Origin of the sequence: Vibrio sp. McD22-P3, assembly GCF_021568915.1 — a bacterium.
Lineage (GTDB): Bacteria > Pseudomonadota > Gammaproteobacteria > Enterobacterales > Vibrionaceae > Vibrio > Vibrio mediterranei.
Genome location: NZ_JAKGTN010000004.1, coordinates 267,926 through 293,614, shown reverse-complemented (window position 1 = coordinate 293,614; position 25,689 = coordinate 267,926). Strand labels below are relative to the sequence as shown.

23 protein-coding genes and 1 pseudogene are annotated in these 25,689 nt (G+C 43.2%); 11 read left to right on the top strand and 13 right to left on the bottom strand.

Annotation, left to right across the window (positions count from 1 at the left end; genetic code table 11):
• Positions 1-130 precede the first annotated feature (130 nt).
• Positions 131-712 (bottom strand): FMN-dependent NADH-azoreductase, encoded by a 582-nt coding sequence (locus tag L2W36_RS06970; RefSeq protein ID WP_236109658.1) that lies wholly within the window; start codon positions 710-712, stop codon positions 131-133.
• 204 nt (positions 713-916) lie between these two features.
• Here L2W36_RS06970 and L2W36_RS06965 point away from each other — a divergent pair, with 204 nt between their 5' ends.
• A complete protein-coding gene (locus L2W36_RS06965) occupies positions 917-1,153 on the top strand; it encodes a hypothetical protein (protein ID WP_236109657.1) in 237 nt (78 codons plus the stop codon).
• Positions 1,154-1,221: 68 nt separating this feature from the next.
• On the opposite strand, the gene L2W36_RS06960 is transcribed toward L2W36_RS06965, so the two are convergent.
• On the bottom strand, positions 1,222-2,112 hold the full coding sequence (locus L2W36_RS06960) for a LysR family transcriptional regulator (RefSeq protein ID WP_006069102.1): 891 nt from the start codon (positions 2,110-2,112) through the stop codon (positions 1,222-1,224).
• A gap of 89 nt (positions 2,113-2,201) precedes the next feature.
• On the opposite strand from L2W36_RS06960, the gene L2W36_RS06955 reads away from it, so the two are divergent.
• Positions 2,202-3,422: a multidrug effflux MFS transporter gene (locus L2W36_RS06955; protein ID WP_236109656.1), complete on the top strand. Its 1,221-nt coding sequence runs from the start codon at positions 2,202-2,204 to the stop codon at positions 3,420-3,422.
• On the opposite strand, the gene mtgA is transcribed toward L2W36_RS06955, so the two are convergent.
• Positions 3,409-4,089: a monofunctional biosynthetic peptidoglycan transglycosylase gene (mtgA, locus tag L2W36_RS06950; RefSeq protein WP_006069100.1), complete on the bottom strand. Its 681-nt coding sequence runs from the start codon at positions 4,087-4,089 to the stop codon at positions 3,409-3,411. The two genes, L2W36_RS06955 and mtgA, sit on opposite strands and share 14 nt — an antisense overlap.
• 162 nt (positions 4,090-4,251) lie before the next feature.
• Here mtgA and L2W36_RS06945 point away from each other — a divergent pair, with 162 nt between their 5' ends.
• Entirely contained in the window at positions 4,252-4,914 is a 663-nt protein-coding gene (locus L2W36_RS06945) for a YSC84-related protein (protein ID WP_236109654.1), read from the top strand.
• Between the two features lie 43 nt (positions 4,915-4,957).
• Here L2W36_RS06945 and L2W36_RS06940 read toward each other — a convergent pair whose 3' ends face one another.
• On the bottom strand, positions 4,958-5,863 hold the full coding sequence (locus L2W36_RS06940; RefSeq protein WP_236109653.1) for a chemotaxis protein: 906 nt from the start codon (positions 5,861-5,863) through the stop codon (positions 4,958-4,960).
• Positions 5,864-6,041: 178 nt separating this feature from the next.
• Here L2W36_RS06940 and ppiC point away from each other — a divergent pair, with 178 nt between their 5' ends.
• From ppiC to L2W36_RS06920, 4 genes are all read left to right on the top strand, one after another.
• Positions 6,042-6,320 (top strand): peptidylprolyl isomerase PpiC, encoded by a 279-nt coding sequence (ppiC, locus tag L2W36_RS06935; protein WP_004737764.1) that lies wholly within the window; start codon positions 6,042-6,044, stop codon positions 6,318-6,320.
• A gap of 47 nt (positions 6,321-6,367) precedes the next feature.
• A complete protein-coding gene (locus L2W36_RS06930; protein ID WP_006069097.1) occupies positions 6,368-6,724 on the top strand; it encodes a YibL family ribosome-associated protein in 357 nt (118 codons plus the stop codon).
• A gap of 176 nt (positions 6,725-6,900) precedes the next feature.
• Positions 6,901-8,832: an alpha-amylase family protein gene (locus L2W36_RS06925; RefSeq protein WP_236109652.1), complete on the top strand. Its 1,932-nt coding sequence runs from the start codon at positions 6,901-6,903 to the stop codon at positions 8,830-8,832.
• A gap of 339 nt (positions 8,833-9,171) precedes the next feature.
• Positions 9,172-10,530, top strand: coding sequence for an alpha-amylase family protein (locus L2W36_RS06920; RefSeq protein ID WP_236109651.1), 1,359 nt, complete (start codon positions 9,172-9,174; stop codon positions 10,528-10,530).
• Between the two features lie 30 nt (positions 10,531-10,560).
• On the opposite strand, the gene L2W36_RS06915 is transcribed toward L2W36_RS06920, so the two are convergent.
• The 4 genes from L2W36_RS06915 to L2W36_RS06900 form a co-directional block, all read right to left on the bottom strand.
• A complete protein-coding gene (locus L2W36_RS06915; RefSeq protein WP_236109650.1) occupies positions 10,561-12,402 on the bottom strand; it encodes a DUF3413 domain-containing protein in 1,842 nt (613 codons plus the stop codon).
• 179 nt (positions 12,403-12,581) lie between these two features.
• The gene (gene elbB, locus L2W36_RS06910; RefSeq protein ID WP_236109649.1) at positions 12,582-13,232 is read right to left on the bottom strand and encodes an isoprenoid biosynthesis glyoxalase ElbB; all 651 of its coding nucleotides are present in this window, start codon (positions 13,230-13,232) and stop codon (positions 12,582-12,584) included.
• Positions 13,233-13,402: 170 nt separating this feature from the next.
• Positions 13,403-14,626: an HlyD family secretion protein gene (locus L2W36_RS06905; protein WP_006069092.1), complete on the bottom strand. Its 1,224-nt coding sequence runs from the start codon at positions 14,624-14,626 to the stop codon at positions 13,403-13,405.
• Positions 14,620-14,940 carry a hypothetical protein gene (locus tag L2W36_RS06900; RefSeq protein ID WP_031493189.1) on the bottom strand — a complete coding sequence of 107 codons (321 nt, stop codon included), beginning with the start codon at positions 14,938-14,940 and terminating at the stop codon, positions 14,620-14,622. Before L2W36_RS06900 ends, L2W36_RS06905 begins: the two co-directional genes overlap by 7 nt.
• Before the next feature lie 125 nt (positions 14,941-15,065).
• Between L2W36_RS06900 and L2W36_RS06895 the strand changes: the two genes are divergently transcribed.
• Positions 15,066-16,076 carry an AraC family transcriptional regulator gene (locus L2W36_RS06895; protein ID WP_038221595.1) on the top strand — a complete coding sequence of 337 codons (1,011 nt, stop codon included), beginning with the start codon at positions 15,066-15,068 and terminating at the stop codon, positions 16,074-16,076.
• 31 nt (positions 16,077-16,107) lie between these two features.
• On the opposite strand, the gene L2W36_RS27420 is transcribed toward L2W36_RS06895, so the two are convergent.
• From L2W36_RS27420 to L2W36_RS06870, 5 genes are all read right to left on the bottom strand, one after another.
• Positions 16,108-18,033, bottom strand: coding sequence for a GGDEF domain-containing protein (locus L2W36_RS27420; protein ID WP_236109648.1), 1,926 nt, complete (start codon positions 18,031-18,033; stop codon positions 16,108-16,110).
• Between the two features lie 144 nt (positions 18,034-18,177).
• The gene (locus tag L2W36_RS06885) at positions 18,178-19,401 is read right to left on the bottom strand and encodes an alpha/beta hydrolase (protein WP_236109647.1); all 1,224 of its coding nucleotides are present in this window, start codon (positions 19,399-19,401) and stop codon (positions 18,178-18,180) included.
• A complete protein-coding gene (locus tag L2W36_RS06880) occupies positions 19,379-19,588 on the bottom strand; it encodes a hypothetical protein (protein WP_006069087.1) in 210 nt (69 codons plus the stop codon). Before L2W36_RS06880 ends, L2W36_RS06885 begins: the two co-directional genes overlap by 23 nt.
• A gap of 138 nt (positions 19,589-19,726) precedes the next feature.
• Positions 19,727-20,590: a MurR/RpiR family transcriptional regulator gene (locus L2W36_RS06875; protein WP_038226420.1), complete on the bottom strand. Its 864-nt coding sequence runs from the start codon at positions 20,588-20,590 to the stop codon at positions 19,727-19,729.
• Positions 20,591-20,600: 10 nt separating this feature from the next.
• On the bottom strand, positions 20,601-21,869 hold the full coding sequence (locus L2W36_RS06870; protein WP_443088380.1) for an amino acid deaminase: 1,269 nt from the start codon (positions 21,867-21,869) through the stop codon (positions 20,601-20,603).
• A gap of 149 nt (positions 21,870-22,018) precedes the next feature.
• On the opposite strand from L2W36_RS06870, the gene L2W36_RS06865 reads away from it, so the two are divergent.
• The 3 genes and pseudogenes from L2W36_RS06865 to L2W36_RS06855 all read left to right on the top strand — a co-directional run.
• Complete coding sequence (locus tag L2W36_RS06865; RefSeq protein WP_268980658.1) at positions 22,019-23,491, top strand: N-acyl-D-amino-acid deacylase family protein; 1,473 nt, start codon at positions 22,019-22,021, stop codon at positions 23,489-23,491.
• 70 nt (positions 23,492-23,561) lie between these two features.
• Positions 23,562-23,954 (top strand): RidA family protein, encoded by a 393-nt coding sequence (locus L2W36_RS06860; RefSeq protein WP_006069083.1) that lies wholly within the window; start codon positions 23,562-23,564, stop codon positions 23,952-23,954.
• A 184-nt stretch (positions 23,955-24,138) separates the two neighbouring features.
• Positions 24,139-25,584, top strand: a pseudogene (locus L2W36_RS06855) (sodium:solute symporter family protein); the annotation flags it as partial.
• Between the last annotated feature and the right edge of the window lie 105 nt (positions 25,585-25,689).

Here is a 25,689-nt window from a genome sequence, read left to right as displayed (position 1 = left end):
GCACAGGCGTATAGTTATATCTGTGGAGAAGTGTCATAGGTTTGTATGGAAGCAAGGGGAAGGAATGCGAGAAACAAAAGTGGTGAGTACAATTCGCGTTATATTTGCTCTATTGACTCACCAAGAACGGTTAGACTAATGCGCTCAGAGATTCTAGTGCAGATGCACGGTTTTCTGCGGCAGGTTCATCACCCATGTTTAGCGCTTCGGCGTAAATGAATTCCACATCCGTCATACCAAGGAAGCCTAAAATCGTAGCAAGATAATCATTCATACTGTTGCGAGGTGTATCTTTGTGAATGCCACCGCGAGTGGTCAATACCACCACTTCTTTCTCTTGGATAAGACCAACAGGGCCTGTTTCAGTGTAGGTGAACGTTACTCCAGCACGAGCGATAAGATCAAAATAGTTCTTAAGCTGGGTTGGAATCATGAAGTTGTACATCGGTGCTGCAATAATCACTTTATTTGCGCTTTTGAGTTCCTCAATGAGGTCGTCTGAAAGTTTGACAATCTCTTGAAGCTCTGGCGCTAAGTCTTCGCTACTACCACGAAGGGCTGTCGCCACTTCTATGTTCAATACTGGCACTGGATTAGTGGCTAGGTCACGAATGATCACATCGGATTTACCCTCAATAGCCTGATCAATGATCTGATTTGATTGAGAGTAATCACCTAGAATGCTCGACTTTAGAACAAGAGTTTTAGACATATCGTTATCCTTTTATGGGGAAGTCACTTTCGCTTCCTAAACAATACGTCCAGTCTAATCAGACGAAGCGTGACTGAAAAGTCACTAAATTTGAGAGAGAAGTTCGAAATAACTGAACAAGAAAATACCCATAATAAAAGTGGAACTACTTATGCAAGACAATAAGGAGCAATTGGATTTTTCATTACTTATTGGAGTTTAATTATGCCTAAATGGATAACATTTCTGATGGTGTTCGGGTTTATTGCCTTGGTTTTCTTGAGCATCATGGCTTATTTTTTCGGGATGCAACTCATTGTTTATACGGCCTCTGAATGGAAAAACAGTTGGTTAGTTATTACTGGTCAGCTCGTTTGGTTCTTCTTCTGTTTGTCTTTGGCCATCGGCGTACTAGATAGGACTCTGAAAAAAACAAAGATGCACTTTACTCGCGCATCTTGAACCAAAAAGGAGCTTGCTTTCTTTTTATTGATATAGAGTAGGGTAGTGCTTACGATTTTTCCATTGCTTTACCCTTCCTCGTTCGACTGAGCCAAACGCATTTTGATATAGTCCAAAAATAGTTTGGTTCTCGTATGCTCATAATCCAGTTTAGGGTAATAGGCGTAGACGGTAGAATCCAAAGCTTGGATCTCGGGCAGAACTCTAACTAAAGCGCCAGACTTGACGTCTTCTTTGATCATAACGTCGTTACTGATTAATACCCCCATCCCATTTTTAGCGGCATAAAACAATGCTTCTGGGTTAGTGGTCGCAAAGTTTCCTGACAGCATGACACGTTGTGTTTTGGATATCTTGTATTCTCGTTGTGGACGCTCACCCCAAATAAGGATGTTATGTTGTTTGAGCTCGTCAATAGATTGAGGAGCGCCAAACTCTCTGATGTAGGAAGGCGCAGCATAAAAGCCGATTCGCTGCTCAAATAATGAAGTTTGTCTCATACTAAGACTATTGAGTGTTTCAAGCTCGCGACTAATAAATACATCTAGGTTGGTATCTGGAAGCTGACCGGGAATTGTGGTGGTCAGCTGAATTCGAATGTCAGGATATTGCGTCAGAAAGTCGTTTAAATACTGAACCAGAAATTTGGATCCGACGGCGATGGTTGCGCCTATTTTTAACAATCCTGCCGGTGTTTCATTGACCGAGCGAGTCTCGTCAATGATGGACTGAAACCTATCAAGAGAATCTTTTGAGCGTTGATAGAAAAGCGCACCTGCTTCAGTTTGGGTGACAGAGCGAGTGGTTCTTTTTAGAAGCTGGACACCGATACGTTCTTCAAGCCAGTGGACGCGTTTGCTGATGGCTGAACTGGTAGTGTTCAGTCTTCTGGCTGCACCATTGAAACTGCCTTCTTCGACGACACGAATGTAAGTATTGATACACGATATCCAATCCATGTGCACTCCTAGATTGTTTCCTATTAGGACGTATTCTGTTTCCTTTATAGTGTATTATCAATGATTCATACGCAATATAGAATGTGTGTATGAATAGAAAACACAATAAATCTTTTAGTAAAACACCTATGTTGCTCGCGATGATGATCATCGCAACGGGTCAAGTAGGCGTGAGCATTTACTTACCTTCACTTCCACTTATTAGCGAAGCCCTATCGATTGAACATGCGGATGTTCAGATGCTCGTGACTCTGTTTTTGGTTGGTTTCGGACTTTCTCAACTCTTTTATGGTCCTTTGTCCGATGCTATTGGCCGACGTCCCGTGTTTATCCTCGGTCAAGGAGTTTACCTAGTCGGAACACTGCTGTGTATTGCTTTAAATGAACACTTTACCGCGTTAGAAGTAGGTCGATTGCTTCAAGGACTCGGAGCCGGTAGTGCTTCCGTGTTGGGACGAAGTGTACTTCGTGATAGCTATGACGGAAAACAACTTACCAAGGCACTGTCTTATATTTCGGTGACGGCTTCGGTTATGCCTATTATTGCCCCTGTCTTTGGTGGCTGGATTGCATTTCACTTAAGCTGGGAAACAGTGTTTGTTTTCGTCTTGGTATATTTGGTCGCTATCTTCACGCTTGGCTGGTTCATCTTGCCGGAAACTTTGCCTTATAAGCCTCGTAAATTCAAAGTGACAGAAGTGATCCATGGCTATTCAAAGTTAATTGTTAACCCTCAAGTGATTGGCAGCGCAAGTTACAACTGGATCAGTTACCTAGGTGCAGTTGTCTCTTTAAGTTTATTCCCATTCTTAATGCAGTATCAGCTTGGTTTAACTGCGGCAGAATATGGAACGGTAATGATTATCCCATCAGCAGGTCTTATGATGGGAAGCGTATCGCTCAATATCCTCAACCGGTACTTTTCTAACAACTGGATTTTGTTCCTCGCCATTACCATTATGTCGTTATCGGGTTTGTGGTTGTTAATGACTGAGATGACGGTATTTAACCTTGTGTTCGCTTTTACTTGGCTCACTGTTGCTCAAGGGTTGTCGTTTCCGATTTCCATTGCTTTGTTACTTGGTCCTCATAAAGAAAACGCGGGTGCAGTGTCGGCGTTATCCGGCTCAATTCAAATGGTGATAGCTGGTGTATTTGGTGGGTATTTGGTTGAACGCTGGGTAACTAGCCAAATGACTCTGGGAAGTTTCTATATTGCATCTGCGTTGCTGATGGCAGCCGTTCTTCTAATGAGCCAAATCAGACGCTACGCTAGTGGAACTAAACAAATGGACACTATTGATAGTTAATTGAATTATATCCTAGGTTATTCATCTGACTTACTACCCAGAGTGTCCGCTTGTTAACGTAATCTGACATAGGTGTCGGCTTAATTCGATAAGGGTTGGGCAGCACTACTGCGAGTTGAGCTGCTTGGACTTTACTTAATCTGTTGGCACTGATACCAAAGTAATATTGACTGGCTGCTTCTACACCATAAATACCCGGGCCAAATTCGATAACGTTCAAATACACTTCCATAATGCGCTCTTTACCCCAAATGAGCTCGAGCAGTAATGCAATATAGAGTTCATAAGCTTTTCGAATGTAAGTTTGGCTTGGAAATAACAACACGTTTTTTGCGGTTTGTTGAGTAATGGTACTCGCGCCGCGAGACGGGCTACCACTCTCTGCCAAAACACTTATAAGGGCTCCAAAATCCACACCAATATGATTAGGGAAATTCTGATCTTCTGACGCAATTACTGCGAGCGGCATGTTAGGGTTTATCTGAGATAGAGGAACCCATGTGTGGTGGGTTTGTGTTGGATAACCTTCCGGTGGAAATAGGGTACGAGCTACTTTCCATCCCCAAATTGGCGGATTAAGAAACTTAAGGAATACGACTAACAGAATCGGAACGCCGACTAATATCAAAATTAGATTGATGAGCAGCTTCTTTATCATAGGATTCATTAAGTTATTACTCGACTCGATATGGCAACAGTGTAGATTCTATTTGCTTTAGGTGCAAAACATGCTGTGAAGGAATTGATCTATTGATGAGTGCGTTATAGGGTGAACTAATGATGAAAATTGTCGTCAAAATACAAAATCTTACTCGAGAAAGGAAAGAGTATGTTAGTTAGAATTAGGCCTTATCTACTGGCTGCGTGTATTACCATCATCCCCCAAGCCTATGCTTCAGAAGCACCTCAGAAAGATGGTCAAAGTGTCACAGAAGGAACTGAAGTGGCTAAAGAAAAAGACCAAGCAGTTTCTGCTAGCGATAATAGTAGTAAATATGAAGCTACGTTAAATAAATTCAAGCAAGCAGACGCAACGCACCCATTTTTCAAAGATGCGTATGGTTATGCAATATTTCCAACCGTTGGTAAGGGTGGTTTTGGAATTGGTGGGTCCTACGGTGAAGGGCAAGTGTATCGCCAAGGCGTTCACGTTGGTGATTCAACGTTAGCGCAGCTTAGCATTGGACTTCAATTAGGCGCACAGGCTTATAGCGAAATCATTTTCTTCGAAAGCAAAGCAGACTACTACTCATTTACAAGCGGCAGTTTTGAATTTGGTGCTCAGGCATCTGCTGTTGCTTTAACGGTGGGCGCTAGTGCACAAGCTGGTTCAACAGGTGTAGGGGCACAGGCTGGAGACAACCAAACTAAAGCGAATTACATTAATGGCATGGCAGTATTTACCATGACTAAGGGCGGCTTAATGTATGAAGCTTCTATCGGTGGTCAAGGGTTTTCATTTGCGTCAAACAATAACTACGACGGTAAATAAGTCCATTATCCCTTTCAGCTTAACTACTGGCTGAAGGGGAACTTCAATTCGCAGTTAGGTTCTCCGCCCCTCTCAACATAGCTTCAATCAATTCACCTGCATTGAACTTAACTAGCGCTTCGTGGGCACCAACTTGATGAGCGCGCTCCGTGCACATTTCGCTTGAAAGCGAGGTGTGTAAGATGCGGTAGGCGTGACTGAGTGTTTGGTCATTTTGAACTTCGAAAGCTAGTTCGTAACCATCAAGACCGGGCATTTCAATGTCACTGACTAATATATCGATAGCATCATTTTGCTTTGCTTTAACGCGCATAAACTCAAGGGCGCTATTGCCATCTCGGCAGATATCGAAAGGGATATTGATGTTGTTAAGCGCATCACCTAACTGTTTGCGCGCGATGGAAGAGTCGTCAACCAGGAGAATGTTCAGCGACTTGATTCTTTCGCGCTGGACGTCGGTTAACATTGGGATCTTGGTATCGGCGTACTGTGGATAGATTTGGGATAGTAATAGTTCTACGTCTAGTAGCTGAACTATATGATCTTCAAATCGAGTGACCCCAGTAACAAATACATTTCTACCTGCACTATCGGGAGCTGGCTCAATGGACTTCCAGTCGCATTCTATGATTTTATCAATATCTCGAACCATAAACGCTACAACGGTTCTCAGGCAATCGGTAACCACTAAGTAGGTGTTCGCGTATTCCTCTGGTGCGATAGGTCTAAAACCAATTGCAGCTGCCATATCAATAACGGGGACGGTCAGGCCTCGAATGCTGACAGTGCCAACGACATGTTGATGAGAGTAGGGAATTTGCGTAGTGGGTAAGAAAGGAACGATTTCTCGCACTTTTAGCGTGCCAATGGCAAAACGTTGCTTTTGCAAGTTGAGGGTAAACAGTAACATGCCCTGTGATTGGTTCGCTTTACTGATGCTAGTATTCATTTGAGTTCTTACTCTATAAGCCAATAGATTGATTTTATAAACTTTATTATCAAAAGTTAATGCGGCCGGGAAAGAAAAAAGTTTAGCCGCTTGAAAAGTAAACGTGATTTGTATCTCATTTTCTATTACACTCTGCGCATTCCATCATCCCATAGACGCTAAAAAGGGTAGACAACTAATGGCAAGAACTGCGGCAGCACTTCACATTTTAGTGAAACATAAAGAACAAGCTGAAGATATCATCAAACAGCTGAAAAAAGGCGCTAAGTTTCAAACTCTTGCTAAAAAGTACTCCACTTGCCCTTCAGGTAAAAAAGGCGGCGACTTAGGTGAATTTCGTAAGGGACAGATGGTGCCTCAATTTGACAAAGTTTGTTTTAGTGGTGAAACGCTTGTTCCCCATTTAGTGAAGACTAAGTTTGGTTGGCATGTCGTCAAGGTCTTGTACCGCACTTAGTTCGCAACACCGCTATTCGCTAATAATTAACAGGAAACGTTCCGGCCATGAGCATGAAACAAGAACTACAAAAACTGAATAACCGCCTCGATAAATGTAATCATAAATTGGCTGGTGCCAAATCGCGTGGCGACAACGAGCTGATCTCTCGCTTTACCGATGAAATCGACAAACTGACAAAGAAGATTGCTCAGCTTAAGCACAAGCAGAGCTACGATATGAACAAAGAGCGCAAAAGCTTGCTTGATATGCCGTTTTCTCGAGAGATCACCAAAGCAGAACAGGCGGATATGGGTAAACTGAAAAAGTCGGTAAAAGGCTTGGTTGTAGTGCATCCAATGACGAAGATTGGTAAAGAGCTAAAGCTGAAAGTGATGACAGGTTTTGCTCCAAAAAAATTCTAAGTCTCGATCTAAATTAACTAACACTAATGGAAAGCGCATCTTTTGATGCGCTTTTTTTTGGATTCTATTTATTGAACTTAATCGATTAAGAAGTTGGTCACACAAAAACTCGAATATCGAAAATTAACTTATTCTATAATTGGTTAAGTTCAGACTTAATCGATTAAGGTGAGGTAATGCAAGGAATCACGACAAGCCAGAGAGCACTTAAGCAGGTAATGGACTCCATCACCTTACCCAAATTGACTAAAAAAGATGAGAAAGAGCTTTATGGAAGATTAGAGCAGCACTTTCCGGCCTTATTTGAGCACTATTACGCTTTGTATGGCACTCGTTATGATTTTTTCCTTTATCTACAGAAACTGGTAGAAATGCTCTGCGCAGGATTCGCATCGCGTTCTCGTAAGCTAAAAAACAAAGATGCGATTCGACTTAAAACACCTAATTGGTTTCGAGATGAAAACGTCCTAGGCATGGCAGTTTATGTTGATTTGTTTGCGGGTGATTTTAAAAAGCTGAAAGAGAAGATCCCGTATTTTGAGCAACTTGGCATTAATTATGTTCACTTAATGCCTTTGTATTTAGCTCCAGAAGGGAATAGCGACGGTGGTTATGCTGTGTCGGATTACCGTAAAGTGGACCCCAAGCTAGGTACAGAGAAGGATCTGAAGTCCTTAGCCAATGCCTTTAACGAAGCTGGAATTGCCCTGGTTTTAGACTTTGTCTTTAACCACACCTCAGATGAACATGTATGGGCAAAGCGTGCTCGATCTGGTGACGAGCAATATCAAGAGTTTTACTATTTTTTTGACGACAAACGGGACGTTGATGAATACAACGCTACGTGTCGAGAGATATTCCCTTCAGTTAGGCGCGGCAGTTTTACGTGGTTGGAAGACGTAGAAAAATGGGTATGGACGACCTTTAATAGCTTTCAATGGGATTTAAACTACAGTAACCCAGCAGTATTTAACGCAATCACTGATGAAATGCTATTTTTGGCCAACTTAGGTTGTGATGGCTTACGTCTTGATGCATTAGCGTTTATCTGGAAGGAGAAGGGGACTCAATGTGAAAGTTTGCCAAAAGCGCATACTTTGATTCAAGCATTCAACCTCTGCTTACAGATCACAGCTCCATCAGTTTTATTTAAGAGTGAAGCCATCGTTCATCCGGATGAGGTCGCTCAATACATAGATAAAGATGAATGCCAATTATCCTATAACCCATTAATGATGGCTTTGATGTGGGAAAGCTTGGCAACCAGAGAAACCAAGTTACTCACAGCGTCTTTAAAGAAAAGCTTTGCTATCTCGCCGGATTGCAGTTGGGTGAACTATATACGTTGTCATGACGACATTGGCTGGACTTTCGATGATGCTGTAGCAGATCAGCTGGGTATCAAGGGGCATGACCATCGTCAGTTTCTCAATCAGTTCTATACAAGTAAGTTTGAAGGGGCGTTTGCCAATGGTATCCCATTCCAAGAAAATCCAGAGACTGGGGATTGTCGAGTGTGTGGATCTTTAGCATCGCTATGTGGTTTGGAAGCAGCGATGCAATCTGGACATCAGCAAGATATTGAGTTTGCTGTGAAACGAGTCAGATTGCTAAATAGTGTCAATTTGAGCATTGGCGGTGTACCGTTGATTTATCAAGGTGATGAACTCGGGATGTTCAATGACTATCAATACGTTAACGATCCACACAAAGTTGATGATACTCGTTGGGTTAATCGTCCAGCTATTTCGGAAAAAGACATTGCGATTGCTCAAGACCAATGTGATCCGCGAGGTCGCATTCATCAACAGCTAATAGATATGATTCAGCTTCGTCAATCTCTGCCAGTGTTAGGTGTGGCGGAAACGGAAATTCTAGAGACGTATCGGCCTCATCTTTTTGCTTATGTCAGAAAGGCAGCTAATGGTGACCGACTATTGGCTATATGTAACTTCAGTGAACATCGGCAAACCATTCCAACATCCATATGTGATATTTTGGGTTCAAGAGAGGTGCAAGACGTGCTTAACCAAGAGCGAAAGCCCTATCACCAAAACATCATTTTTGATGCGTATGATATTAAGTGGTTGAAAGTAGTAGAAAACTAACTCGTACTATGCTCATTAATCAAAATGACTACAAGCTGTGAGCAAGCTCACAGCTTCATAGGTGGCTTATACACATGCTATCATTTTGTTACAAATACCGACTCTAGCATTCTAATAATGCGGACAAGTGAATCATTACGATTTTATATTATAATTTTCAGTAACTTATGTGTATTCCTTGTCGTATGAGAGTATCGGATTTCCCCAAGATTCCGTTGCCTTTTTTAGCTACGCCCAACCCCTCAACCAACAGAAAGTGGCTAGAGGATGAGTTGCTAACTGGTACGAACCTTATAATTTCGTTCATTAGTAGTGAACCCGGTTAAAGGGGATGGACCAATGTCAAAGACAACGAACAACCAAAGCAATGTGATTTTACATGCGTTTGATTGGCCTTATGCGCTGGTGGCTCAGCGAGCAAAAGAAATAAAGGAGCTTGGGTATCAGACCGTATTAGTTTCACCTCCAATGAAGTCATTTCGCAGTAGTAAAGAAGTGAAGTGGTGGCAACTATATCAACCTCAGGATTATCGAGTTATTGATAACAAGCTAGGAAATACGGAAGACTTCAAAGCAATGATGTTGGCATTGAATGACATGGGCGTATGGGTCTATATCGATGTGGTTTTCAACCATATGGCCAACGAATCGGCGGCTAGACTGGACTTGCAGTATCCAAGCAATAGTGACATGCAAAGTTATACCGAGCATCGTGCCTATTTCGAACAGCAAAAGCTATTTGGCGATTTGGATGAAGCACTGTTTGATGAGCATGATTTTGTTGAGGCGTTTGGGATAGAAAATTGGAAAGACCGTTGGGAAGTGCAAAATGGTCGACTAACAGGTGGCCCGCAAGATCCTGGTTTACCTACTCTGCGAACCAGTACTCATGTTATCAAGCAGCAACAAGCTTATCTCTTAGCGATGAAGAATCTCGGAGTTCGTGGTTTTCGTATAGATGCTGCTAAACACTTGACCATCGAGCATATAAAGCAGGTATTTACTAAGGAGATAACTCAAGACATGCACGTCTTTGGTGAGATAATTACCGATGGCGGAGCGACGGAAGAAGAGTATGAACTTTTCTTGCAACCTTATTTGAAAGAAACTCGCTTAGCAGCTTATGATTTCCCTTTGTTCAAAACGGTGTACGAGGCTCTAGAATCTAAAAGCGGAAGTTTGACGGCATTAATTGACCCATACTGTTTCGGGCAAGCGCTTACTAACGAGCGCTCAATAACCTTTGCTGTGACACACGACATTCCTAACAATGAAGTATTTAGCAACCTTGTAATGAGTGAAACCAACGAATGGCTTGCGACGGTATACATCTTAACTCGTGATGGAGGGGTTCCTCTTATCTATTCTGATCTCGACCCTAGTGGTATCAAAAATACCAACAAGGAGCCGAGATGGGTTGAAGGCTGGAGGGATCAGAAGTTGTCTCATGTGATACGTTTTTGCCACGCAGTTCATGGTGAACCGTTTGAGTTGCTGGAAGCGAATGACGATCTATTAGCGTTTAAGCGCGGTAGAAAGGGGATCGTGCTAATCAACAAATCGACGCGCGCGAAATCAATCAACGTCGACCTTGATGGACAGTATAACTCGATTCTAACTCGACAAGCGGTTGATGGAATAACAGGAAAAATCCACGTAGCGGCTGGATCGGCAGAGTTATTGATATGCGGTGAATAAAACAAAGCCCTCTGTGAAGAGGGCTTTGTTTTATTTGGTGTATCGAGTCAGCAATTCGATGGCGTATTGCATTCTCTCTTGATCAATTTCTTGTTTCGGCAGCAATCTATTTCTGCCATCTTTCACTTCGTAAAGACCATTACCTTTTAGTGAGAAGATCTTATCTTCGGAGACCACGGCATAGTCACCATAGTCTGCGATAATTGTGTATGGTCGATCAACAAACTGACCATAAAGATCTTCGCCCACAGTGTAATCTTCAAGATCATTGGTGACACCTAGGTAGTTCTTCATTAGCGTTGGAACAAGGTCGAAATGCGTAGTCAGTTTGCCCTTTGGCCACTGACTTGCCGCTTTGTCTACTCCGGCACCTAACATGATGAACGGTACTTTAACCTGAGCTTCAGTGAAGTTACCGTTGTGTCCCCAGAAGTTCTGGCCATTGTCGTTTAGCTCTTCACCGTGATCACCTGTAACGATAATTAGTGTGTCGTCATATGTGCCAGTTTGTTTGAGTTTTTCGACCACTTCTTTGATTTTGCTATCTACAAAGTGTGTGCTGGTTCGGTAGCGGTTAAAAATCGGTTCTGGATCAGAGTCGTTACTGCGAACAAACGGATTGTTTGGTCCTGACATTGGCTCAAATTTTGGCTCATAATCGTCAGGGAAAATGAAACCATGCGGCGCATCAAAGAATAGGAATGAGAAAGTTGGCTTGCTGCTGTTAACGTCATACCACTTCATCCAATCGTCGACCAGTTCGATGTCACGATCTGCCGCAGTGCCCTTGCTTTTGCCTCGAATTCTTAAGTTAGGAATATTCGCAAAGATCGTTCTGTTAAACTCCGGAGATTCGATATGCGCGGATGTAAAGACACCAATCTTGTAGTCGAGTTCTTGCATTCGGTCCATCAATACCGTTGAGCGTTGGTTCGCTAGCATGGGATGCCAGTACGGACCGGGTAAACCGTAAAACAGACCAAATGTTCCCATTCTAGTTGCGTTACCAGAAGCGTAGTGTTTGTCGAAAGAAAGCCCTTCTTTTGACATACCAAATACGGTTGGCATGTATTCAGGGGTGACAGTATCTGGACGCCAAGAGTCGATCAAAATCAGCATTATGTTCTTCGGACTCTTCGGCACGTTCCCGACAATTGGTTGCAGTGGGTAATTCAACCCACCTTGCATTTTGGGTGCTTGTGCTTGTTTCTTCGCGAGCTCATCTCTGTTGATGAACCCATGTTTCATCAAAAATGAGTTGGCAATGGTTGGGTAGAATAATGGCAAGTATTGATTCACAAAAGATACGGGTTGGTAAGCTGTGGCTGCCGCCCAAATATGTATGCCATGGCTAGCCAGTGTAGTTGCGATGAAAAGGGGTAGAAATGCCTTACGTAGTTTTTTAGTAATAGTAAATCTACCGACTTCCATCTTACTTAAAGCCCACCACTGGAAGCCAAAAACCACTGCCAATCCAGCTGTAAGCATCGCCCAAGCCGAAGCCGGAAACTCGACAATTTGGCCTGACATAACTAACGAGAGAACCGGGTAATTCAAATGGAACCGATAGAAGCCGAACACCATAGTGTCTATGAATAGAAACGTCAGTGCGATAGTTGCTAACAGTGCCAGTATTATGCGTTTCGCTTTAAAGGGCAGGAAGCATAGAACTAAACCTACTAGCCAAAACACAAGAGCGAGTAGGCTCATGTGACTGAACAAGCTTGTTACAGCAAATGAGAATTGAACCCCATCAAAAGGGACCTCAGGAAAGTACAGGAAGTAGCGAGCGCCTATAAGGGTTGCCAACAGCGCATTAAGAATCCAAAACTCATAGTAAGGACTTAGCTTAGTTTTTAAGTAAGTAAACATGTTCAATAAACCAATATGATAGATGGCATTTAAAATCGTGATAACGCTATATCGTGCGTTGTCAAAGAAGCGCGTATTGTATGCGAGTGAAAACAAATTTGAAATAAAAACGATATAAGGCTTGCACATTGTTACAAAACCCCATGTATTTCGATGAATGGGGCCTTATTTGAGGTCGTTTAAGCGAGAGAAATCAGCTTATTAACCAATTTTCCTATGCCGTTGTTGGCTTCTGAAATGGTTGTTGCCAGCATATAGGCTGGTGTAGACACCACGTTGTGTTGCTCGTCGTAAACAATATCATCCACAGCGCATATAACGTGTTGACCTCCTAACGCCGCAAATCCGGCTGCAGTGTCTGAGTCGTTACCTATTGTTCCTCTGACGTCATTTGGATAAATCAATGGAATGATAGTCGGGGCAATACATAAATAACCTGCAGGTTTCCCAGCTTCAGCAAAGGCACGGCACGCACTCGCTACGTGTGTGTTAATGGAGCATTCTGCACCTTTAATGGCAAAGTCAGTAAGGTTCTTGGCTGCGCCAAATCCACCTGGAAGCAGTAGTGCATCAAAATCATTCACATCCAGCTTTTCGACGTCTTCAATATTCCCTCGCGCAATACGGGCAGATTCAACGAGTACATTACGACTTTCTTCCGTTACTTCCCCTGTTAGATGGTTAATGACGTGCAATTGCTCAACGTTAGGAGCGAAACAGTACCACGTTGCATTAGCTTTCTCTATAGCGTGCAGGGAAAGCACAGACTCATGAATTTCAGCGCCATCGAATACGCCTGACCCACTAAGAATGACGGCTATTTTTTTCATACTGATCATTTCTCCTTGTTATTAGGGCATTAAGACTTTAGGACAAAATAGGGCACTTTGTCTGCTTGCTATGCCACAGAATGCTGGTTGCTTCAAACTACAAAAAAGCCACCCGTTAAGGGTGGCAAAGGGAACCGATAACTAAAATTTGCTATCGTAAGTGGACCTGTTTAAATTGAGTAGAAGAAGTAGAGTTGCGACTTCATTCTCAAGATGATGCCTCGAATGACGTCTAAGAAAGCAAGAAAACCTATCGGTTTTTCTCCACTTACCCATGCTAGTCCAACGGCACCGACCGGGATGTCATAACCTTCAGTCTCTTGTATTTTCAAGCGCACAAAGTGATGCTTGTTATTCAGGTTCTTACCAGTAGTGGTGCGTACTGACTGGTCAATAGCAAGCAATGTGCCTTGCGATTCACCCGTCGCTTCAACAATACCTTCCACTTCTGCGGCAAAAACATGTCCCGGATAAACGGATGTAGAGAATTCAGCGGGTTGCCCAGCTTTAATGTTTCGAATAGCTTGGTGATTAACACGCATCAGTACATACTTTTCGTTGGTGTACATTTGCAATCGTGGTACTCGCGATAACAGTTGCCCTTCACGAAGAATGAAGTTGGTAACAAAGCCATCAGTCGGTGCATAAACTTTGGTGCTGTCGAGGTCCCACTGTGCGCGTTCGACAGATTCCGTAGCGTTTCGCAAATCATTCCTTCTGCTGTCTACAGCAAATTCATATTTACTGATAGAAAGTAGTGCTTTATTTGCATCTACACGGCGTTTATCAAGTTGTGCTTCGGTAGTCTTTACTTTGTGTTTTGCCACTTCAACAATGCTAATTTGCTTATCTATATCACTTTCGGTGATTGTGTTACTAACCACGGCGTTCTGCTCTTGGAAGCGTTTCAGCATTTTTCGTTGTAAGGTGTAATCGACCTGCGCAGAGCGAAGCTGACTTGCCGATGTTTCAACACTCTTTTGTGCAGAAAGATAGCTAGATTTTGATATTTCGACATCTTGGATCGCGCTATCTAACGCTACTTGTGCTGCGTCGTGTTGTATTACCGCTTGATCTAGTGCGATTTGATAAGGTTTTGGGTCAATCTCATAGATGAGTTGACCTTTCTCAATCTGTTGGTTGGGCTTGATGTGCAACTTAACGACTTTCCCCGTTACATTAGAGGAATCTGGACGAAGCTGAATATGCGGAGCCTGAACTAGAGAGCCACCGGAGAGATCCATCGGGGTATAGTTAATCAACCCCACCCAAACGAACATTAGCCAGCCAACGCCACCAATATACGCGAAGCCTTTAGAAAACTTGTTCCATGGCATACCTATTAACCGCAGTAGGTATATAAACAGAGCCCAAACTGCTAAACCCTCTAACATGTTGTGTTCTCCGTATTATCTTCTTTTCCGTGCCAAATATCTCTAAGTCGAACAATCGCTTTTTCCATGTCTACAAATGCAATGATGACGGCCAATACCCAAACCCAATGCCAGATAAAGCCTATCCATGTGAGAGCGGTGATTAGTCCTAGCTGATGGTGATCTTTGCTGTGTGCTTTATTAATAGGAAGCTCGTGAATACGCCAAAACCCATATACCGCGGCAACGACACTTGCGACTAATACGATTCCTGATACGACGTGTAATGCGGTGTCTGCGCTTGTTCCGACAAATGGGACACTCAGTAGGCTCATTGATTTACCTTATAAGATTTAGAAGAAACGAGAGTCTATTCGACATAGAAATAATCATTTACAAAATGATAGATTTCATCAAGAATCAACATGTTTTGAGGCAATTAGTATCATCTGGTGACGATATGTTTGAGAATGTACACTTTGTAAGAGCTATGGGTATTGCGGGGCTGGTCGGAAACCTGCACAAAACCTATGGTGTAAGACCAGAAGAGTTGGGGATCCCAGCTAAAGCCCTCGAGTTTCCAATGACACTGATCCCAGTTTCAGTTCTCAATCAGTTCTACGAGAACATTGAGTTGATAACAGGAGATCAGGATGCCGTACTTAATCTTGTCAGCCAAATGTCGATTGATAGACTAGGTTCTATGAGTCGCTGGTTTTTCTCAGGTCATGATCTTGCCTCGACCATTCGTCGAATTAATTTTGGTATTACTTGTATTCAATCTGGGGCTTTTCTCAGTGGCGAAGTAGTGGGTCCAATTGTTAAGTGGACGTATTACAACAGCTCAATTTCTGCAGCCGCAAAAGCCGATGATGGTGTCAGAGTTGCAAACTTCATGTGTAATGTATTGAAGCGCTATCTGGGGGAAGAGTTTGTTCCTGATCGTGTTTGTATATCAGGTACCAAGTCAAATAGAAGTAAATACGAGGCCTATTTTGGCTGTCCAATTGAATGGGGGCACAATCAAACAGAGGTTTGGTTACCCAACAAGCTGCGATTACAAGGCAACAAGATACCGTCATTAGCCGCAGAAAAGCTTTCTATGAGTTTTGCAGATCTCGATAACTATTTGAACATGCCAGACTCTCAGGATCATATGAAAGTGTTGTATGAAGTGGTGAATTATTCGCGACATTTTGGGATTCCAACATTAGCAAAGGTGTCGGAATTGTTGGGCCTGTCGGAGCAGCAATTACAAAGACGGTTACAAGCGTCTGGGTTAAACTTTACCTCAGTGGTAGGATTCGTTCTATCCGGGGAAGCGGTGAAGCAAATTGTGCTAGGCACACCTATGGAACAAATTGCCGAGAGCCTAGGTTATACCAATATGACCAGCTTTAGCCGTATGTTTAAGAAATACCGAGGTATTACTCCAAAGCAGTACCTAAACAACTACCTTTCCGCTTACTAATCTGAGTTTTTAAGCTACATCTGGTTGATTGTTAGGTGAAAACGACTTTATTACGCCCTTCAGATTTGGCTTGATAAAGGTGCTTATCAGCAATATCGAGCTTGTTACGCCAATGCTTTTGGTAGTTTGCAGGACTTAACAAGGTTGCGCCAATAGATGCAGTCACCGTTAATCGACCTTCGTCAAAATATAGGCTGGTCGTTTCAACGGTGGTTCGAAGCCTAGTCAGACGATCTTGCAATTGAGCAAGCGTGCCTGCACGGACAATGATAAGAAACTCTTCACCACCCCAACGTGCTAGTAGGTCGTCATTTAACAAGACGCTGTTGAGCGTTTGAGCAACTTCTTGTAGGACAATATCCCCAGCCGCGTGACCTAATTTGTCGTTTATATCTTTAAAGTGGTCAATATCAATTAAACCGATAGCAATATGCCCTTTGCCCGGTAGAGCTCTATCACCACTAAGATAATGTTCTGCAAACCGACGATTTGGTATGCGCGTGAGTGAGTCCAGCATGCTCTGCTCACGCAACGAATGATTGGTCGACAACAAGGAAATGTTTTGCTGTTGGAGTGTATTCTTGCTTTTAAACAGCAGCAAAAAGCCAAACATACCTGCCACAAAAATGGCCGCCCACATTTTTTCCTTAGACTCTTGGTAATTGATGCGAGTTTGCTTGAGTTTGTTCTCCGTATGAAGTTGGGTGATTTTATGCTGCTGTTCGGTATCAGCATGTACTTGCTCTAGTTCAAATAGGGCTTTTTGGCGTCTATCGAAAAGTAGGATCTCGTTTTCTTCTTGATAAAGCCGAGCATACCTATATGCAGTATCAAAGTGCTGCTGTCCGGCATAAAAATTAGCAAGGTGGTTGTATGCTTTTGCCGTATTAAGAGGATCTTTTAGAGCAATGAATTGATCTTTGGCACTAATCAATAACGACTCTGCTGTACTGCTGTTACCAAGAAAACTCAGTGCTCGTCCAAGGTGTGTAATGCAATGAGGGACCTGGGTTTTAATCTGATATTTTTCTGCTAAAGATAGGCACTCTTGAGCGAGCCATTCAGCTTGTCGGTAGTGTCCTTTTTCAAGTGAGTTATATGCCTTATTGCTTTTAACATTGGCGATAAGGCTAACATCACCGAGCTGATCTGCCTTTAGTTCTGCTAAGTCAAGATACTCTGACTGTTCACTCAGGCTACCAATATTACCAGCGATGATAGATCGATTGAGGGCGAGTATCGCCTCTTGTTCTAATTGCGGTTGATGACTCTTCTGGAGCCAAAAATAGCCCTCTTGATTGTATTCAAGCGCTTTATCCCATTCTTCTAAGTCGGCATAGATTAAAGAGATGTTGGAAATAACTTTGACCACATACGCGGCGTCACCAATACTACGGAAAATCTCCAATGCTGCGGTATAGCTTTTTTTTGCTTGTAACTGTCTATTTTGACTGGAGTGGATGACAGCGATGAGGTTGTGTGTCCTTGCTTCAAGGTGCAAGTAACGCAGCTTTTTGGCAGCCAGCAGTGCGCGGTTTGCTCGTTGTAAGGCGACATCATAGTGACCATCGGTAATATCAAAGGTCGCTAACCACATATCACTCTCTGCTACTATCCAAGGCACGCTTTTTTGGATGCCGATTTGTTGCATGGCATCTAATGCTTTACGTGCTTCCAAAGGACGTTTGTGTGCTCGATGATGTTTGAATTTTCCAAGATAATAGTAATAGCTTGCAACTGGATCGTGTCCAATCTGCGCACTTCGTTGAAGTTGCGTTAATAACTCGATTCCATGATTAAAACTTGAGTAACGTACTGCATTCAAGGCAAGTACCGTTTCTTTATAGAGTTTGTCTTCTATGAGCGTGAGGGGGGAAAATTGGGCATAAACGGCCCTAGAGCTTAACGCAAACAGAATGATGGTGAACAAGAAACACAGTCGGATAGCTATTAGCACTGATAGGTTAATAAGAAATAATTAGTACGTCGTATTGTAAATGTTTAAATTGTCATCGTCAAATTATCATTTTTGGAACTGATATCAACAAAAATGTCTATTCTAGAGAGTTATATGGTTATAAAAGAGCCAATTGACTTGTCGCTAAGAGTTAGGTTTCATTACTAAATCAATAGATTGCATAAGCTCTTGAAAATACGGGTTGAAGGTTAACCGTGCATGGATTTTGTTTGGTTCTTGATAACCGTAAGCGGCATACCAAACCTGATGGCCCGATTGGCAGTTTGCATAGTCAATGTCACGTTGACCGTTATCACAAATGGTGATCATGCCAGTCTGCCCATAATACGGGTTGTTAGGGCTGAATAGCATACCCATATGAGAGCCGTTGGAAACACGATATTCAGGTAAAACCATCGTCTGACTGATGATTCTCTGACCTTCAGGGGGGTGCTCTCCTTGCCAAATAAGTCTGCTTTCAGCATGGATAAACTGGTTTTGGAACGCTTGAGAGGCTGCGGTGGTATCGACAACGCTATCGGTTTCACTCAACACCATTAATGTTGGTTTGACGAAAAGATGAGTAGCGAGGTTGTCTTGTACGACTTTTGCCGTTTGGTAGTATACGGCTGCACCATTCATAGGCAACGAATTGTAACGTAGTACATTGTTCTCTGGGTCTTGGTCAGCCCAGTCCATGAAGTAACTTGCAAAGCGCGCGTATTTGACTGCTTCCGATTTGGGTTGGAATGCTGGAGAGAAAAGCAACAGCCCAGAAATACGGTCATCATTCAGTGCATAGGCAGTCACAAGATTAGCGCCGGTAGAGTATCCGCCTAGCCAAACATTAGGATAATCTTCAAGCAGTAGCTGAGTATGGTGTGAAACGATATTTTCCCAGTCAGAGTAGCTAGGCAGCAGCAAATCACCGGCCTTACTGCCATGCCCAGGAAGTAAAATTGCTCTAACTAAATAGCCTTGCTCAACCAAATGTTCCGCAATGTCGTGAAACGAGTAGGGTGAGTCACCAAGTCCGTGCACTAACAATATGGCTTGACCATTAGGGGAGTCAGGCACTAGCTCAAAGGGACTATTGAGCGCAATTTCTTGTTGATGATCGTCAGATTTGAATGCACGGTTTTCAGCAAGCCATCGTTGAGTATCTTGGATGTATCGCTCAAATGAAGCTTGCTGATAGGCAGGGAGTGCCTTTGCTTTTTGGTAGGCAGGGTCAGTGTTCTTGGCAGAACAACCAAATATACCTGCAGTGATGAATACAGAAATATAGAAGACGAGCGCGACCAGTTTTCTTTTATGTCGCGAACGTATTTCGCGAATAGCAGACCTACTTGGACGAGACTTCTTCATATTCACCTTCTATTGTATTGCCTTGCATATTTTGGCGCTGTTGAGCTAACTCTTTGTCGAGCTCTTTCTTAATACGATTACCCGTGACATATGCAGCAATGGTAAGTGGAATTGCCATGATTAAACTGAACATCATCGCAACAAAGCCGATAAATACGGCGCTAACGGTTAGGAGTGCTTTTTTCATAATGACCTCTCTTGATAAACAGCGTCGGAAAATGGATGAGTCTTTATGTGCATCGCTCCTTGATGGTTAGATAATAGAGCAATCAATATGAACCAAACATGAACGCTAGTTCACAATTGCGTTCATGTTTGAATACTTTTAATCACCTAAAGGTTGGCGATCGCTGCCTGTGCGGTGAGTATCTAGAGCGAGTTTGAGGCGACGTAAGCGGTCACGAGAGCGACGCTTGTGATTGACGGCAAGCTCCATCGACAATACATCAACCAGAGCTAGCATAGCGTAACGAGACGCCGACGGTTTGTAGATGAAGTCGGTTTCTTTGTGAATAATGGGAAGAACAATATCACTGAGCTTTGCTAAAGGTGAGTCGGCAGGAGTTATGGCTATCACTCTAATCCCGTATTGCTGAGCAATTTCTGCGGTTTCGACGATAACAGGGGTATGTCCCGTCGCGGAAATGACCACCATGACATCGTTGGCGTCTGCAGTAGCAGCGACCATTCTAGTAAGAAGACCATCGTTGTATGAGACCACAGGGTAACCTAGCCTAAACAAACGATGTTGAAGCTCTTGCGAGGTAATAGTTGAACCGCCGCCCACACCCACTGCGATTATTTGTCTAGCAGAGTGAAGCATGGTAACGGCTTGGCTAATATCGGCTTCATTGATAAGGGCACGGTTGATATCCAACGCCTGTTTGATCGATTCGTAAATGCCTTGGTGGCTTGTTTGGTCAGGCGGCTCAATGATGAAGCGCTGCCCAACGGCGAGTGATTGCGCCAGTTTGATCTTAAGATCTCTAACATTAAGACAACCTACAGCCTTAGCAAATCGAGTAATAGTCGCTTCACTAACGCTTGCTTGCTGTGCTAGTTCGGTAATACTCGCATTGGCGGCAGAATGTATATCGTCGGTAATTAAGTCTGCCACTTTCTTTTCAGCATCACGAAGCGCGCTGTAGCGCTCCGTGATCTGAGATATGATGTCTACTTCTACGGTCAAAACTTTCCCTCTAAAAAGCCGTTTCTACCCATTGCTCAACATTATGCTCATTGTCGCTGATCGCGAGAAGACGCCATTTATCAAACGTAAGGCATGGGTGTGACGTTGAGAACGCAATCATATCACCAACCTGAAGTGACGACTCTGGTGGAATGGCCAAAAATGTGTGTTGGTCCATAACATCAGTAGCGATGATCTTGTTTTCTTTGATTTCAGCACCTGCTCGATAGATACGTTCTGGGATCGGTAGTCCCGCATCGAAGGCTACATCCCTCTTACCGAGTCCTACGATCGCTTTGGTCGGCTCTGGTCTAGAAATTACATACGCCCACACTTCGAGCGAAGAGGATAGGTCACCACCCAACTCACACGCATAACCACCATTTTTAACTGCTCTGGCCATGACTTTTTCTTGGGCGTCAAGATAGATCCCTGTGTCATGAATAACATAGCAACCTGGTCGAATAACAGCCTGAAAGTCATTCAAATGAGCAAAAGTTTCTGCCACGACGTCATACCATGCGGATCCAGCTCCGGTGAGAATAGGCTTGTTAGGCACCAACTCCTGACTGATGAGGTCACGTCCAATTTCAATAGTCTCTGTTAAGAAAGCCCTAACGAGAGACTCTTCATCTCCACCATGAATGACTCCCTCGTAGACCTCGATTCCGACCAATGAGACATGAGGCAAAGTACTAATATGTTTAGCAAGTTCGGCTACCTCTTGTTTCGTTCTGCAACCGCAGCGACCTCCAGCAACACCGTATTCAATTAACACTTCAATGTTCGCATCTATACTTGAATAGAATTGTTCCAATTGATCAGCGTTAACGGCTGAGTCTACGCACACGATGACTCTAGCTTGAGTCTCTTTCTTAATACGAGCCACCATTGCCATATTTGCTCTACCAACCAGTTGGTTAGCGATCATGATATTTTTTAACCCAGCGCTAGCCGCTGTTTCTGCTTGTGGTGCCGTAGCTACTGTTATCCCCCATGCACCTTTTTGCTTTTGCATGGCGAAAAAGTCTGGTGTCATGGTGGTTTTTCCATGTGGACAAAGCAAAACGCCATGATAGTTAGCAAAAGCTTGCATCCAGTCCATGTTATTCAGCAATGCTTGTTTGTTAATAACTGCTACGGGTAGGCTAATTTCTTCATTAATCAGGCTGTATTTTGTCTTAAGCTCAGCCGTCACTGGCACTCCTTTCATTCCTCTGCCAAATGGTACCGTTGTATTTTTCTGTTTGTTTCTATCATTTTCTTTTAAATCTATCATTGATAATTCTCTTTCTAACATGATTTAACTTGTTGATATTTAATGTTTGATGGTAACAATGATAATTAATATGTTAGAAACTATCAAACTCAATGGGTTAAATTGTGTAATTAGTCACTGTGTTTGTGTGGGTAACTATCTATGATTGTTTGTGTGAAATGCACGAACTGAGAGAGAAGGTCATGTTGTTCGACATAATTATTAGAAATGCAGAAATCGTCGATGGTACCAATACTCCAGCGTACAAAGCGGATGTAGGGTTAGTAGAAGATCGAATAGTCAAAATTGGTGAATTAACAAACGAGAAAGCGACGTCTGTTATTGATGCTGAAGGTTTGATAGTCAGCCCTGGTTTTATTGATGTACATACTCATGACGACACTAATGTTATTCGCTATCCCGATTGCTTACCAAAAATCAGTCAGGGTGTTACTACGGTGATCGTCGGTAACTGTGGTATCAGTGCATCGCCTGCCGTATTGGAGTGCGCACCGCCGGATCCAATGAACTTGTTAGGCAAACAGGAAGATTTTAAGTATCCGACGTTTGCTCAATATGCCGAGGCGGTGTCTTCAGCAGAACCAGCCGTGAACGTCGCCGCGCTAGTCGGCCACACCACGTTACGTAATAACGTGATGAATGACCTATTCAGAGAAGCCAGCGAGCAAGAGTTAGCTTCGATGAGGACAACGCTTGATTTAGCAATGCAACAAGGAGCACTTGGTTTAAGTTCCGGCTTGGCCTATGCCAGTGCCAAACAGGCGACAGCCAGTGAAGTTATGCGGTTAGCTGAGGTTCTTGCTGAGCATGATGGTATTTATACCACACACATGCGTACTGAGTTTGAAGAAATCTTGCATGCGATGGAAGAGGCTTTTGAGACTGGAAAGCATGCAAAAGTTCCTGTTGTCATCTCACATCTAAAATGTGCAGGTGCTGGTAATTGGGGGCGTACAGTTGAAGTTCTTGATTTGATGGAGAAGACATCAGCTCATCAAGATGTCTCTTGCGACTGCTACCCATATTCTGCTAGCTCGTCAACATTAGATTTAAAACAAGTCACTGAAGATTTTGATATTTTCATTACGTGGTCTGAAACAAAGCCAGAATGCGCAGGACAAATGCTCGCTGACATCGCAAAGCAAATGGAATTGCCTCTTATTGAAGCGGCAAGAGCTTTGCAACCTGCTGGCGCTGTTTATCACTGCATGGATGAAGCAGACGTTGAAAGAGTCTTGAAATACCGTTTGACGATGGTGGGTTCAGATGGTTTACCCAATGATCCTCATCCTCATCCACGTCTATGGGGAACATTCCCCAAAGTGTTGAGCCATTACTGTCAAGGTCGCGAATTATTTCCTTTGGAGGAAGCGGTACACAAGATGACGGGTATGTCTGCGACACGATACAACTTATCGAATCGAGGTGTCATTCGCGAAGGTGCGTTCGCTGATATCGTGATATTCGACAAACAGAAAATAAAAGATACCGCAACATTTGAAAACCCCATTTCAGTCGCTGATGGGATTGAGTGTGTATTGGTTAACGGAAATATTAGTTACTCAAATAAAACCGTTGCTAAAAATAGATTTGGGCGATTTATATATCGTCAAGAGAAGTAATATTTAAATGAGCATTATTTGCTCTTGGAAATATAAATTTAGTTAAAAAATAGATAATTGGAGAATTAAAATGACGATTAAGCGCTATGGTGTAGAAGGTGGTGTAGGTACAGGTGGTCAACATCTACCGTTCGCTCGCGCAACTGAGGCGGGAGGCTTTCTTTACGTTTCAGGTCAAACGCCAATGACTGACGGCGAAGTCGTTGAAGGAGGGATTGTTGATCAATCTCGTCTAGCAATCCAGAACTGCGTAGACATTATGGAAGAAGCAGGTTACGGCCTTGAAGATGTGGTACATGTCAAAGTTGTACTGACGGACTCACGTTACTTCCAATCATTTAATAAAGTGTTTAAAGAGTTTTTTGGCGCAAACCCACCTGCTCGTATCTGCATGGTATGCGATCTTGTTGTCGACGTAAAAGTTGAAGTTGATGTCACGTGTTACCGCGAAGACCGTCGTTAAATAAATACTTGTTATATATTACTTAAATTAATATTAAGGGCATTCTACTGAATGCTCTTCACAAAAATATAAATATTTACAATCTAAATGGACTTAATTCAGAAGTGCCTCTTACTTCTGAGTTTAAAATAACGTAAAACGGTAAGTGGCTTAAATGAGTCACTTATATCTCTGGAGGTGTTCAATGAACAGTACACTATTTTTATCCGGCTTCGGAATATATGTGTGTTTTCTTATTTGGCTAGGATGGTTTGTGTCACGAAACCAAAAGTCTGGTGAAGACTTTTTGTTAGGTGGACGTGGTTTACCTCTGTTTCTTGTGCTAGGTACAACAGTCGCAACCATGGTTGGTACTGGATCAAGTATGGGAGCGGTTGGCTTTGGTTACGCTAATGGTTGGGCTGGAGCGCTTTATGGTATCGGCGGTGCGCTAGGCATCCTACTATTAGCCCTTTGGTTTGCACCAGTTCGAAAGCTTAATTTCATGACGATGAGTGAAGAGCTTGCGTATTACGTCGGTGCCAACCGTGTCGTTAAAAATGTTGTTGGCGTGCTTATCTTTATTGCCTCTATTGGTTGGCTTGGTGCTCATATTCTTGGTGGCGGTATGTATTTGGCGTGGATTGCCGATATTGATCTCAACGTAGCAAAAGTCATCATCGCAGCAGCATTCACAATTTATGTTGTCATTGGCGGATATACAGCGGTTGTTTGGACCGACACTATCCAAGCAATTATCCTATTTGTTGGCTTTATTTTAATGGCGGTTCTATCTGTTCAACACATCGGTGGCATGGACAATCTTTACGAAGCGATGGACCCGGCGGCAACAAGTTTCCTTGCAATTGAAAAGCTTGGACTTATTCCTGCTGTCTCTCTAGCCGTGGTCATTGGTGTTGGTGTGTTAGCAACGCCATCTTTCCGTCAAAGAATATACTCCGGTAAGAATGTTTCAACTATTCGCCGTTCATTTGTATTGTCTGGTGTTTTGTATCTGTTCTTCTCGATTATCCCAGCAATCATCGGTATGGCTGCTCACGCGATTGAACCAGGTCTGGACAATGCCAACTTTGCATTCCCTTATATTGCAGCAACTGTGCTACCGGTAGGGGTTGGTATGATCGTTCTGATTGCGGGTTTGTCGGCAACAATGTCTAGCGCAAGCTCAGATGCTATAGCAGGCGTTTCAATCCTTCTTCGCGATGTATATGTAATGTTCACTGGCCGAGTGCCAAATAAAGAGTCAATGCTGAACTACTCCCGTCTAGCATTGGTTGTTGTTATCGGCTTTGCACTGCTGTTCGCACTCACTTCGAATGACATCATTGGCTATATCACGAAGATGATCTCAACGGTCATGTCAGGCATGTTTGTATGCGGCATGTTGGGTCGTTTTTGGAAACGTTACACTTGGCAGGGAGCGATTGCGACACTTGTTGGTGCATCGGCAGCGTCCTTCGCGGTAATGTTCAGCACAGACCTAACGGCTTTCTGGGGCAATCCAGTTATCCCATCAGTGACGGTAGCAACAATTGCTGGTGTTGTGGTTAGCCTAGTGACGCCTGAAAATAAGGTCTCTCCTGAGCAAGCTCAAGCGATTCTTGATGCTGAACGCACTCAAATGGAGTTGGGTTCAGCTCCTCAAGAAACTTCAGCAAAACCGACACCAGTTACTGAGTAATTTTGGTCTTATCTAGGAGTGCATGCGGCACTCCTTCTTCTAATCCTAATATTT